The sequence below is a fragment of the Thioalkalivibrio sp. ALE23 genome (assembly GCF_000378545.1).
Taxonomy (GTDB): Bacteria; Pseudomonadota; Gammaproteobacteria; order Ectothiorhodospirales; family Ectothiorhodospiraceae; genus Thioalkalivibrio.
This window is the reverse complement of the sequence record NZ_KB900031.1, coordinates 311,953-324,494: the sequence shown is the minus strand read 5'-3', so window position 1 is coordinate 324,494 and position 12,542 is coordinate 311,953. Positions and strand designations below refer to the sequence as shown.

The 12,542-nt window shown below is 69.1% G+C and carries 12 protein-coding genes; 8 read left to right on the top strand and 4 right to left on the bottom strand.

Translation table 11 applies throughout. The features are described from left to right. The first annotated feature begins 7 nt into the window (after positions 1-7). Positions 8-988, top strand: coding sequence for an EF-P lysine aminoacylase EpmA (epmA, locus tag F573_RS0101585; RefSeq protein ID WP_019021208.1), 981 nt, complete (start codon positions 8-10; stop codon positions 986-988). 18 nt (positions 989-1,006) lie between these two features. On the opposite strand, the gene asd is transcribed toward epmA, so the two are convergent. Further along, positions 1,007-1,870: an archaetidylserine decarboxylase gene (gene asd, locus F573_RS0101580; protein WP_019021207.1), complete on the bottom strand. Its 864-nt coding sequence runs from the start codon at positions 1,868-1,870 to the stop codon at positions 1,007-1,009. Between the two features lie 84 nt (positions 1,871-1,954). Between asd and prmB the strand changes: the two genes are divergently transcribed. Beyond that, the gene (prmB, locus tag F573_RS0101575; RefSeq protein ID WP_019021206.1) at positions 1,955-2,848 is read left to right on the top strand and encodes a 50S ribosomal protein L3 N(5)-glutamine methyltransferase; all 894 of its coding nucleotides are present in this window, start codon (positions 1,955-1,957) and stop codon (positions 2,846-2,848) included. A gap of 9 nt (positions 2,849-2,857) precedes the next feature. Here the strand turns inward: prmB and F573_RS0101570 are convergent, their stop codons facing one another. Further along, complete coding sequence (locus F573_RS0101570) at positions 2,858-3,319, bottom strand: rhodanese-like domain-containing protein (RefSeq protein ID WP_019021205.1); 462 nt, start codon at positions 3,317-3,319, stop codon at positions 2,858-2,860. Between the two features lie 22 nt (positions 3,320-3,341). Further along, complete coding sequence (locus tag F573_RS0101565; protein ID WP_019021204.1) at positions 3,342-3,890, bottom strand: heme-binding protein; 549 nt, start codon at positions 3,888-3,890, stop codon at positions 3,342-3,344. A gap of 94 nt (positions 3,891-3,984) precedes the next feature. Between F573_RS0101565 and aroC the strand changes: the two genes are divergently transcribed. From aroC to greA, 6 genes are all read left to right on the top strand, one after another. Then, on the top strand, positions 3,985-5,091 hold the full coding sequence (gene aroC, locus F573_RS0101560; RefSeq protein WP_019021203.1) for a chorismate synthase: 1,107 nt from the start codon (positions 3,985-3,987) through the stop codon (positions 5,089-5,091). A gap of 120 nt (positions 5,092-5,211) precedes the next feature. Next, positions 5,212-6,378 carry an MFS transporter gene (locus F573_RS0101555; protein ID WP_026279497.1) on the top strand — a complete coding sequence of 389 codons (1,167 nt, stop codon included), beginning with the start codon at positions 5,212-5,214 and terminating at the stop codon, positions 6,376-6,378. A gap of 55 nt (positions 6,379-6,433) precedes the next feature. Then, complete coding sequence (gene dapB / locus F573_RS0101550) at positions 6,434-7,228, top strand: 4-hydroxy-tetrahydrodipicolinate reductase (protein WP_026300755.1); 795 nt, start codon at positions 6,434-6,436, stop codon at positions 7,226-7,228. Positions 7,229-7,320: 92 nt separating this feature from the next. Beyond that, a complete protein-coding gene (carA, locus tag F573_RS0101545; RefSeq protein ID WP_018869973.1) occupies positions 7,321-8,454 on the top strand; it encodes a glutamine-hydrolyzing carbamoyl-phosphate synthase small subunit in 1,134 nt (377 codons plus the stop codon). A 73-nt stretch (positions 8,455-8,527) separates the two neighbouring features. Continuing rightward, a complete protein-coding gene (gene carB, locus F573_RS0101540; protein WP_018869972.1) occupies positions 8,528-11,764 on the top strand; it encodes a carbamoyl-phosphate synthase large subunit in 3,237 nt (1,078 codons plus the stop codon). After that, positions 11,761-12,240 carry a transcription elongation factor GreA gene (gene greA / locus F573_RS0101535; protein ID WP_018869971.1) on the top strand — a complete coding sequence of 160 codons (480 nt, stop codon included), beginning with the start codon at positions 11,761-11,763 and terminating at the stop codon, positions 12,238-12,240. The genes carB and greA overlap by 4 nt, the downstream gene beginning before the upstream one ends. Here greA and yhbY read toward each other — a convergent pair. After that, the gene (gene yhbY / locus F573_RS0101530; protein ID WP_019021201.1) at positions 12,233-12,535 is read right to left on the bottom strand and encodes a ribosome assembly RNA-binding protein YhbY; all 303 of its coding nucleotides are present in this window, start codon (positions 12,533-12,535) and stop codon (positions 12,233-12,235) included. The genes greA and yhbY overlap by 8 nt on opposite strands. Between the last annotated feature and the right edge of the window lie 7 nt (positions 12,536-12,542).

Sequence of the window (12,542 nt, the reverse complement as noted above, 5' to 3'; positions counted from 1 at the left end):
GGCGTTCGTGTCGGACTGGCGGCCGCGGGCCGCCGGGGCCCGCGTGGCCCGGGCCCGCCTGCTGGCCGAACTGCGGGGCTTCTTTACGCGCCGCGGCGTGCTGGAGGTGGAGACCCCGGTCCTCGGTCGGGGCACGGTCCTCGACCCCGCCATGGAGAGCTGGCACGCGCAGGCCGGCGATGGCGCCGGCGGGCGCATGGAGGGCTGGCTGCAGACCTCGCCGGAATACCCGATGAAGCGCCTGCTGGCGGACGGGGCGGGCGACATCTACCAGTTCGCCCGGGTGTTCCGTGGCGGCGAAAGCGGTGCCCGCCACAACCCCGAGTTCAGCCTGCTGGAATGGTATCGCCTCGGGCTCGACGACCGGGCGCTGGCCGACGAGGTGGTGACCCTGCTGCAGGAGGTCGCTGCGGCGGACCCGGCCTGGCACGTGCCGGACCCGGAGCCCCGGGTGGTCGCCTACCCGGACCTGCTTGACGAGGCCCTGGGCGTCGATGCGCTGAACGACGACGCGGCGCGCCTGCAGGCCGTGGCCGCGGAGCGCGGCCTGACCGTCCACGGCGAACTGGACCGCGACGCCTGGCTGGATGCTTTGGTGTCTCTGTGCGTGGTGCCCGGGTTTCCGCCGGGGCGCATCACCATCCTGCACGACTACCCCGAGAGCCAGGCGATCCTCGCCCGGCGCAGTCGCCAGCGTCCCGGCTGCGCCGCGCGCTTCGAGGTCTACTGGGGCGATCTGGAACTGGCCAACGGCTATTTCGAGCTGACCGACCCGGTGGAATTCCGCCGGCGCCGCGAGCAGGACCGGGCGCGGCGGCGCGCGCGCGGCCAGCCGGAACCCGCGGCCGATCCGTTCCTGGAGGCTGCGCTGGAAGCGGGACTGCCCGACTGCGCCGGGGTGGCGCTGGGAGTGGACCGCCTGCTGATGCGCCTGCTGGGCGAGGACGATATCCGGCGGGTGATCGATTTCCCCTGGGGATGCGCCTGAAGCGCCCGCGGCGGCGGCTCAGTCCCGGTCGGTGTAACGCCCCAGGGCGCTGCACACCCGCACCTCGGTTTCGGGCGTCAGCGCCGGGTCCAGTTCCAGCGGCCCCGGGGGCAGCAGCAGGACCACCGACGATCCCAGGTTGAAGCGGCCCATCTCCGCGCCGCGCTCCAGTGCGATGTCGCGCTCCGGCCAGGTCACGCAGCTGGCCTCGCGCGCCGAGGGCGGCGTGATCTCCCCGGCCCACACGGTCTCGATCGAGCCCACGTTCTGGGCGCCGATCAGTGCCATCGCCATGGGGCCGAAGCGGGTGTCGAACAGCGCCACCACGCGTTCGTTGCGGGCGTAGATGCGCGGCACGTGGCGCACGATGCGCGGCGCCACCGAGAACAGCCGCCCGGGGACATGGATCGCGTGGGTCAGGGTGCCGTCCAGCGGCATGTGCAGGCGGTGGTAGTGGCGCGGGGACAGATACAGCGTGACGAAATGCCCGTCGCGAAACGGCACCGCGAGGTCGTTCTCGCCGCCCAGCAGTTCTTCCACCGAATAGTCGTGCCCCTTGGCCTGGAAGATGCGCCCGGCCTCGATGCGCCCGCTGGCGCTGACCCGGGCATCCGCCGGGCTGACCACGGTCGCGGCGTCGCCCTCCAGCGGGCGTACCCCGTCGCGCAGGGCGCGGGTGAACAAGGCGTTGAAGCTGGGGTAGGCGGCGATGTCCGGCTCCGCGGCCTCGCTCATGTCGAGCTCGAAGCGGCGGACGAAGGCACGCAGCAGCGGCTGGACGCGCGGGGATTCGGTGCGGGCCAGCCGGTGCACCAGCCGCGACAGGGCGTGATGGGGCAGGGCGCGGGACAGGCGGGCAAGCCAGGGATCGACGGCGCTCATGGGGTTCTCGTGGCGTGGGATCGGGTGCATGATGCCGCTCCCGGTTTATCATGACGACCCTTCAACCCTTCCCGGAGTGTGAAAATGGAACCCGGTACCGGTCTGCTCACCCTGCGCGACTTCATTCGCTACGGCGCGTCGCAGTTCCGCGCGGCCGGGCTGGCGTTCGGGCACGGCACCGACAATGCCTTCGACGAGGCGGCCTGGCTGACCCTGCACGCGCTGCATCTGCCGCTGGACCTCGAGGCCCACTGGTGGGACAGCCGGTTGACCGAGACGGAGCGCGAACGGGTCGAGGGCCTGCTGCGCGAGCGCATCCAGTCGCGCAAGCCGGCGGCCTATCTCACGCGCGAGGCGTGGTTCGCCGGGCTGCCGTTCCATGTCGACGAACGGGTGCTGGTGCCGCGCTCGCCGTTTGCCGAGCTGATCGAGTCGGGGTTCGAGCCGTGGGTGGACCCGGACGGGGTGGAGCGCGTGCTGGATCTGGGCACCGGGGCGGGCTGCATCGGCATCGCCGCGGCGATGGTGCTGCCGCAGGCGCGGGTGGATCTGGCCGACATCTCGCCGGATGCCCTGGCGGTAGCGCGCGACAACGTGGCGCGCTTCGAGCTGGAGGATCGCGTCCGGCTGGTGCAGAGCGACGTGTTCGAGGGGCTGGGTCCGGAGGATCGCTATGATCTGATCGTGACCAACCCGCCCTACGTGGACGCCCGCGACATGGCCGATCTGCCGGACGAATACCGCCACGAGCCGGAACTGGGCCTGGCGGCCGGGGACGACGGCCTCGACATCGTGCGCCGCATCCTCGCCGGGGCGCGTCGCCACCTGACCGACGACGGCGTGCTGATGGTGGAGGTGGGCAACAGTCAGGAGGCCGTGGAGGATGCCTTCCATGACATCCCGATGGTCTGGCTGGATTTCGAGGCCGGTGGCCACGGGGTGTTCGTGGTGCGGGCGCAGGACCTGCCCCCCGCCTGAGGTCCGCCTTCAGCACTGCTCCCAGGGCAGGCCGTGATAGCGCCAGCCGCCTACGGTGGAGCGGTGGTGCTGCTCGTCCAGCGGGCCTTCGAAGCCCTCCTCGACCGAATACACGTTGTGCATCCCGGCCTGCAGCAGGGCCTCGGCGGCCGCCAGGGTACGCTTGCCGCTGCGGCAGATCAGGTACACCGACGGGGCGTCCTCGGCGGTATCCATGGCCCCGCCCAGCAGCAGCTTGCGCACCTGCGGCACGAAGTCCGGGTTCACCGTCCAGTCCGGTTCGTCGATCCACGGGATGTGCACGGCCCCCACCGGGTGTCCGACGAACAGGAATTCCATGGTCGAGCGAACATCGACCAGCAGATCCCGGGGCCGTTCGCGCAGGCGCTCCCGGACCTCCACCGGGTGGATGCGCGGGACGCCGGCGCCGGTGTCCGGCGAGTGTCCGTGCGGGTCGGAATGTTCGCTCATGCGATGGTCTCCGGTTGCAGGGTTACATGGCGAAGTCGAGTTCTTCCCGGATCGCCTCCATGCCTTCTTCCGCGCAGGCCCGGTCCAGATCGCCACCCGGGGCGCCGGAGACCCCCACCGCACCGAGGACGCGGCCCGCGGCCTCGATGAGGATGGCCCCGTCCAGCATCAGGATCCCGTCCACGTTGTTCATTTCGTGGCGGATGTCTTCCCGGTTGGCGACGAAATCGCCGGAGTCCAGACCCGACATCACCGAGGCGCGGGCCTTGTCACCGGCGATCGAGATGGTCTGCGGCGCGGCGCGGTCATCGCGCATGACCACGCGGTCGTTGCCGCTGCGGTCGACCACCACGGCGCTGACCTGGTGCCCGTCGTCGCGGCAGGACTGCACCGTGGCCATCGCCAGCTCCTGAGCCAGATCGAGGTTCAGGCTGGGCAGCTCGGTGTAGACGTCGGCCGCGGCCGAGCCGCCGAAGCCCAGCATCCCGCTCAGGACGGTGGCCAGGGCGGTGCGGCGGAGCGATTGCAGACGGGTCATGGAGAACTCCTTGCGGTTGAGTGACAGGAGCATAGACGAAAGGACGGCGACGCGGATTCCGGTGGTGGTACCCGGGTCGCTTCCATGGGCGGGCGACATCCCCGGCGGCTGGCGGTAAACTGGCGCCATGTCAGGAAACAGCTTCGGACGACTGTTCGTCGTCACCACATTCGGCGAAAGCCATGGGCCGGCCCTGGGCGGGGTCGTGGATGGCTGCCCGCCCGGGATCCCGCTCACCGAGGCCGATCTGCAGAAGGATCTGGATCGGCGGCGGCCCGGCCAGTCGCGCCACACCACCCAGCGGCGCGAGCCGGACCGGGTGCGCATCCTGTCCGGGGTGTTCGAGGGCGTGACCACCGGTGCTCCGATCGGATTGCTGATCGAGAATACCGACCAGCGCTCGAAGGACTACAGCGAGATCAAGGACCAGTTCCGGCCGGGGCACGCGGACTACACCTATCACCGCAAGTACGGCATCCGCGACTATCGCGGGGGCGGGCGCAGTTCCGCGCGCGAGACCGCGCTGCGGGTGGCGGCGGGCTCGGTGGCACGGCGCTTCCTCGAGGAGCGCTACGGCATCGCGATTCAGGGCTGGCTGTCGCAGCTGGGGCCGCTGGAGCTGGCGGAGAAGGACCTTGCCCGCACCGAAGAGAACCCGTTCTTCTGTCCGGATCCCGAGCGGGTCCCGGAGCTGGAAGAGTTCATGGACCAGCTGCGCAAGTCGGGGGATTCCATCGGGGCGCAGGTGACGGTGGAGGCCCGCGGAGTCCCGGCCGGGTGGGGCGAACCGGTGTTCGACCGCCTGGATGCCGAGCTGGCCCACGCGTTGATGAGCATCAATGCGGTGAAGGGTGTGGAGATCGGCGCCGGTTTTGACAGCGTCGCCCAGCGCGGCACCGAACACCGCGACGAGATCACCCCGGAGGACGGTTTCCTGTCCAACCATGCCGGGGGCGTGCTGGGCGGGATCTCCACCGGCCAGGCGCTGCGCGCGAACCTGGCGCTCAAGCCGACCTCGTCGATCCGCCTGCCGGGTCGCAGCATCGACACCGCCGGCGAGCCGGTGGAGGTGGTGACCAAGGGGCGCCACGACCCCTGCGTGGGCATCCGTGCCGCGCCCATCGCCGAGGCGATGACGGCGCTGGTGCTGGCCGATCATGCCCTGCGTCATCGCGGGCAGAACGCCGACGTGCCCGATCGCGGCCCGTATCCCGGGGGTTCTTCCGGCACCTGAGCTCGCTGGCCCCGTCGGGGCGCCCGGGGTCGCTGGATGGCCCCTTTCGTCCGTTTTCCCGGCCGCCCCGGGTCCGTAAAGCGCGGGCCCGGGGGCGGCCCGTAACCCGTGGTTCCGGTCGTGACGCCCAACCTGCGCCTGTCCAGCTTCTATTTCTTCTACTTCGCCACCATCGGGGCCTTCATGCCCTACTGGGGGCCGTATCTGTCCGAGCTGGGGTTCTCCGGTTCGCAGATCGGCGAGCTGATGGCGATCGTGCTGGCGACCAAGATCATCGCGCCCAACGTCTGGGGCTGGCTGGCGGATCGCACCGGGACCCACATGCCGCTGGTGCGCTCGGGGGCGCTGGCGGGGCTGATCGCCTTCACCGGGGTGCTGCTGTATTCCGGCTACTGGTGGCTGGCGGCGGTGATGGCGGTGTTCAGTTTCTTCTGGAACGCGATCCTGCCGCAGTTCGAGGCCACCACCCTGCGCACCCTGGGACGCGACAGCCACCGCTATGCGCTGGTGCGGCTGTGGGGGTCGGTGGGCTTCATCGTGGCGGTGGCCTCGCTGGGCTGGCTGTTCGACTTCATCGAAATCGCCTGGTTGCCGTGGCTGGTGCTGCTGCTGTTCGTCGGGCTGTATGTCAGCACGCTGCAGGTCCCGGAGCCGCCGCGTGACGAGGTGGCCGAGAACAACGTGCCGTCGATCGGGAGCGTGCTGCGGCGGCCCGAGGTCATCGGGCTGTTCCTGGCCTGTTTCTTCATGCAGGCGAGTCACGGGCCGTACTATGCGTTCTTCACCCTGTACGTGGAGGAGGCCGGTTTCTCCCGTTCCATGGCCGGGCAGCTGTGGGCCCTGGGCGTGCTGGCCGAGGTGTTCCTGTTCCTGATCACGCCGCGGCTGATCCTGCGCTTCGGCGCGTGGTTCCTGGTGACCCTGGCGCTGGTGCTGACCACCCTGCGCTGGTCATTGCTGGCGGCGGTGCCGGAGTCACTGCCGATGCTGCTGTTCATCCAGACCCTGCATGCCTTCAGCTACGGGGTGTATCACGCGGCGGCGATCTCGCTGATCCATTATTTCTTCCCCGGCCGGCTGCAGGGGCGCGGGCAGGCGCTTTATTCGTCGCTGGCCTTCGGTATCGGGGGTGCGCTGGGCAGTCTGGCCGCCGGCTATCTGTGGGACGGCGTGGGCTCGGCCTCGGTCTACGTGCTGGCCGCGGGGCTGGCGGCAGCCGGGGTAGTGGCCTCGCTGTTCGGTCACTGGCGCCACCGGCGGGTGGCCGCCGGGACCCGGGCGGGCTGACGCATCGCCGGGGCTCGCGTAGGCTTTGTGCAACTGACAGGAGGACGCAACGATCATGATCCGAGTAGCAGTCGCGGGCGCCGCCGGGCGCATGGGGCAGAACCTGGTGCGCGCGGTGGAGGAACACCCGCAGGCGGAACTGGGTGCCGCCAGCGAACGTCCGGGCAGCGAGGCCATCGGCCAGCCGGTGGATGCGGCCGGCCGCGTGCACCTGGTGGAGGATCTGGGCACGGTGACCGGAGATTTCGACGTGCTGATCGATTTCACCCGCCCCGAGGCCACCATGGAGCACCTGGAGATCTGCCGCCGGGCGGGGCGCACCCTGGTGGTCGGCACCACCGGCCTGGATGCCGATCAGGAGGCGGCGCTGCGCGCGGCGGCCGCGGAGCATACGGTCGTGTATGCCCCCAACATGAGCGTGGGCGTCAACCTGACCTTCAAGCTGGTGGAACTGGCGGCACGCGCGCTGGGCGACAGCACCGACGTGGAGATCCTGGAGGCGCATCACCGGCACAAGGTGGATGCCCCGTCGGGCACCGCACTGCGTCTGGGGCGCATCGTGGCCGACACCCTGGGGCGCGACCTGGAGCAGGACGCGGTGTACGGCCGCGAGGGACACACCGGTGCGCGCGAGCGCAGCACCATCGGCTTTGCCACGGTGCGCGGCGGCGACATCGTCGGCGAGCATACCGCGCTGTTCGCCGGCGAGGGCGAACGGGTGGAGATTACCCACAAGGCCTCGGATCGCGGGATCTTCGCCGCCGGCGCGGTGCGTGCGGCGGTGTGGGCCAGCGAACGCGGGCCCGGGCTGTTCGACATGCAGGACGTGCTTGGGCTGCGTGAGCTGTAGCCCCGTCCGCGCGGTCCGTGTTGGACGGGGGTTCGGGCCCTCGCGTACACTGATTCCATCCCTTTCGTAGATGCCCTGCCGGAGGTTCGCCCGTGCCCGCGCCCGCCCTGCTCGTCCTTGAAGATGGCACCGTGTTCCATGGCCAGGCGATCGGCGCCCTTGGCCAGACCGTCGGCGAGGTGGTGTTCAACACGGCCATGACCGGCTATCAGGAGATCCTGACGGACCCCTCCTATGCCCGGCAGATGGTGACCCTGACCTATCCGCATATCGGCAACACCGGCACCACCCCGGAAGACGACGAGTCGTCCCGCGCGCAGGCCGCCGGGCTGATCGTGCGCGACGTGCCGCCGCTGGTGTCGAACTTCCGCTCGCGCGAGTCGCTGCCGGATTACCTGCTGCGCCACGGGATCGTCGCCATTGCCGGCATCGACACCCGGCGGCTGACCCGTCTGCTGCGCGAGAAGGGCGCGCAGAACGGCTGCATCCAGGCCGGCGAGGTGGACGAGTCGGCGGCCCTGGCCGCCGCCCGCGAGTTTCCCGGCATCAAGGGCATGGATCTGGCCCGCGAGGTCACCACGCGCAAGCGCTACGAGTGGCTGGAGGGCACCTGGCAGCTGGGCGGGGAGCCGCGGCAGCTGAGCCCGGAGGCGGCCGAGTATCACGTGGTGGCCTACGATTTCGGCATGAAGCAGAACATCCTGCGGATGATGGTGGATCGCGGCTGCCGGGTGACCGTGGTACCGGCGGAGACCCCGGCCGCCGAGGTGCTGGAGCTGGCGCCCGACGGGGTATTCCTGTCCAACGGGCCGGGCGATCCGGAACCCTGTGGCTACGCGATCGAGGCGATCCGTGAATTCTGCGAGCGGCGCCTGCCGCTGTTCGGCATCTGCCTCGGCCATCAGCTGCTGGGCCTGGCCAGCGGCGCGCAGAGCGTGAAGATGAAATTCGGCCACCACGGCGCCAACCACCCGATTCGTCACGAAGCCAGCGGGCGCGTGATGATCTCGTCGCAGAACCACGGGTTCGCGATCGACGAGGACCGGCTCCCGGAGACCCTGACGCCGACCCACCGCTCGCTGTTCGACGGCACCCTGCAGGGTGTCGCGCGGACGGACTGCCCGGCGTTCAGCCTGCAGGGACACCCGGAGGCGAGCCCGGGGCCGCATGACGTGTCCGCGGCGTTCGATGATTTCGTCGAGATGATGCGCGCCGCCCGCGCCTGAGAACCCCGGCGGCGCGCCCGCGTGCCGTCCGCCGAACCCGAATCCTGACCCGACAGCCAGCGAGAGCGGCCTCATGCCCAAGCGTACCGATATCCAGAGCGTCCTGATCCTCGGGGCCGGCCCGATCGTGATCGGCCAGGCCTGCGAGTTCGATTACTCCGGCGCCCAGGCCTGCAAGGCCCTGCGCGAGGAGGGCTACCGGGTGATCCTGGTGAACTCCAACCCGGCGACCATCATGACCGACCCGGAGATGGCCGATGCGGTCTACATCGAGCCGGTGGAGTGGAAGACGGTGGAGAAGATCATCGCCGCCGAGCAGCCGGACGCGCTGCTGCCCACGATGGGCGGGCAGACCGCGCTGAACTGCGCGCTGGATCTCTCGCGCGAAGGGGTGCTGGACAAGCACGGGGTGGAGATGATCGGCGCCAACGAGGCGGCGATCGACATGGCCGAGGACCGCGACCATTTCAAGGCGGCGATGGCCGATATCGGTCTGGATACCCCCACCGCGGAGCTGGCGCATTCCTGGGAAGAGGCGCAGCAGATCCAGCCGCGCATCGGCTTTCCGGTGATCGTCCGGCCCTCGTTCACCCTTGGCGGCTCGGGCGGCGGCATCGCCTACAACCGCGAGGAGTTCGAGTACATCGTCAAGAACGGGCTCGACCTCTCGCCGGTCAACCAGGTGCTGCTGGAGGAGTCCGCGCTGGGCTGGAAGGAGTTCGAGATGGAGGTGGTCCGCGACCAGGCGGACAATGCCATCATCATCTGCTCCATCGAGAACGTCGATCCGATGGGGATCCACACCGGGGACTCGATCACCGTGGCCCCGGCGCAGACCCTGACCGACAAGGAATACCAGATCATGCGCGACGCCTCGCTGGCGGTTCTGCGCAAGATCGGGGTGGAGACCGGCGGCTCCAACGTGCAGTTCGCGATCAACCCTGACAACGGGCGCATGATCGTGATCGAGATGAACCCGCGGGTGTCGCGTTCCTCCGCGCTGGCCTCCAAGGCGACCGGCTTCCCGATCGCCAAGGTCGCGGCCAAGCTGGCGGTGGGCTATACCCTGGACGAGCTGAAGAACGAGATCACCGGCGGCCTGACCCCGGCCTCCTTCGAGCCGTCCATCGACTACGTGGTGACCAAGATCCCGCGTTTCACCTTCGAGAAGTTCCCGCAGGCCGAGGCTAGCCTGACCACGCAGATGAAGGCGGTTGGCGAGGCCATGGCCATCGGTCGGACCTTCCAGGAATCCCTGCAGAAGGCGCTGCGCTCGATGGAGACCGGCATGGACGGGCTGGACGAGCGCATCGATCTCGACACCCCGGACGTGGTGGAGCGCCTGCGCACCGCGCTGGCCAACCCGACGCCCGACCAGCTGCTGTACGTGGCGGATGCCTTCCGTCACGGCTTCAGCGTGCAGGACATCTTCGAGCTGACCGCCATCGACCCCTGGTTCCTGGCGCAGATCCAGGAGCTGGTGGATCTGGAAAAGGCGGTGCGCGACCGCATCCTCGGCGAGATCGATGCCGAGGAGATGTACCGGCTGAAGCAGCGCGGTTTTTCCGACCTGCGCCTGGCCCGGCTGCTGAACGAGACCGAGAAGGCCGTGCGCAAGCACCGTCATCGTCTTGGCGTGCGCCCGGTGTACAAGCGGGTGGATACCTGTGCGGCCGAGTTCGCCACCACCACCGCCTACATGTATTCCTCCTACGAGGAGGAGAACGAGGCGGAGCCGAGCGACCGGCAGAAGATCATGGTCCTGGGCGGCGGGCCCAACCGCATCGGCCAGGGGATCGAGTTCGACTACTGCTGCGTGCATGCCGCCCTCGCGATGCGCGAGGACCAGTACGAGACCATCATGGTCAACTGCAACCCGGAGACGGTCTCCACCGACTATGACACCTCGGATCGGCTGTACTTCGAACCGCTCACGCTGGAGGATGTGCTGGAGGTCGTGGAGACCGAGCGGCCCGCCGGCGTGATCGTGCAGTACGGCGGTCAGACCCCGTTGAAGCTGGCGCGGGACCTGGAGGATGCCGGGGTGCCGATCATCGGCACCAGCCCCGACTCGATCGACCTGGCCGAGGACCGCGAGCGCTTCCAGGCCCTGCTGAACAAGCTGGGGCTCAAGCAGCCGCCGAACCGCACCGCGCGCAGCGAGGAAGAGGCCGAGAAGCTGGCCGACGAGATCGGTTACCCGCTGGTGGTGCGCCCGTCCTACGTGCTCGGAGGCCGTGCGATGGAGATCGTGCGCGACCGCGAGGATCTGCGTGGCTACATGCACAGCGCGGTCTCGGTCTCCAACGAGGCGCCGGTGCTGCTGGACCGTTTCCTTGACGATGCGATCGAGGTCGACATCGACGCCGTCTGCGACGGCCAGGAGGTGTTCATCGGCGGGGTGATGGAACACATCGAGCAGGCCGGTGTCCATTCCGGGGACTCCGCCTGCTCGCTGCCGCCGTTCTCGCTGTCGCTGGAGCTGCAGGAGCGCATGGTGGACCAGGTGCGCAAGATGGCCGTGGGCCTGCGCGTGGTCGGCCTGATGAACACCCAGTTCGCGATCAAGGGCGACGACATCTACGTGCTGGAGGTCAATCCACGTGCCTCGCGCACCGTGCCCTACGTGTCCAAGAGCGTCGGCCTGCCGCTGGCCAAGATCGCGGCGCGCTGCATGGCCGGGACCTCGCTGGCCGACCAGGGCGTGGGTGGTGCGGTGTTCCCCGACTACTACTCGGTCAAGGAAGCGGTTTTCCCGTTCGCCAAGTTCCCCGGCGTGGATCCGATCCTTGGACCGGAGATGAAGTCCACGGGCGAGGTGATGGGGGTGGGCCGCAGCTTCGCCGAGGCCTTCGCCAAGAGTCAGCTGGGCGCGGGCGTGCGGCTCCCCTCCACCGGCAAGGCCTTCGTGTCGGTGCGCGACATCGACAAGCCGGAGGTCATCGGGATCGCCCGCCGGCTGGTGGAGCTGGGTTTCGAGGTGCTGGCGACCCGCGGCACGGCCGGATTGCTGGAAGAGCAGGGCATCGCCGTGACCCGCGTGAACAAGGTTACCGAGGGGCGCCCGCACATCGTCGACATGATCAAGAACGACGAGGTCAGCTTTATCATCAATACCGTGGAGGGCAAGCAGTCGACCGCCGACTCCTACACGATCCGGCGCGAGGCCCTGATGCACAAGGTGGGTTACACCACCACCATCGCCGGGGCCCGGGCGACGGTCCAGGCCCTGGACCATCTGGAGGGCAGCGACGTGTTCCGGCTGCAGTCGCTCCACGAGGAGAACCGAGCAGGAGGGTTGGGTTCATGAAGAAGACACCGCTTACCCTGAATGGCGCCGAGAAGATGAAGGAAGAGCTGCGGCGCCTGAAGGCCGAAGACCGGCCGAAGGTGGTCAACGCGATCGCCGAGGCGCGCGAGCACGGCGACCTCAAGGAAAACGCCGAGTATCATGCGGCGCGCGAGCAGCAGAGCTTCATCGAGGGGCGCATCCGCGAGCTGGAGGCGACCCTGTCGAATGCGGAGATCATCGACGTGACCGCGCTGCCGCAGACCGGCAAGGTGGTGTTCGGCACCACGGTGGTGCTGGAGGCGACCGAGGACGGGCGCGAGGTCACCTACAAGATCGTCGGCGACGACGAGGCCGACATCAAGCAGAACATGATCTCGGTATCCTCGCCGATCGCCCGGGCGCTGATCGGCAAGGAAGAGGGCGACATCGTGACCGTTCAGGCGCCCGGAGGAGAGACGGAATACGAGATCCTCGAGGTGCGCTACGTCAACTGACGGGGTCGAGACTGACCTTCGGCGCTTCGGGGTTGCGCCGGAACAGGGTGGCCACGTGGCCGATGCGCTGAACCAGCTCCGCGCCGGTGCGCTCGCACATGTCGTGGATGACCTCGGCGCGGGTGTCGCGGTCGCCGATCCCGACCTTCACCTTGACCAGTTCGTGGTGGGCCAGCGCCTGTTCCAGCTCGGCCAGTACGGCCTCGGACAGGCCGTGGCGGCCAAGGGTCACGACGGGCTTGCGCGGGTGGGCCAGGCTGCGCAGATGGTGGCGTTGCGCGTCAGTCAGATTCACGGGAGGC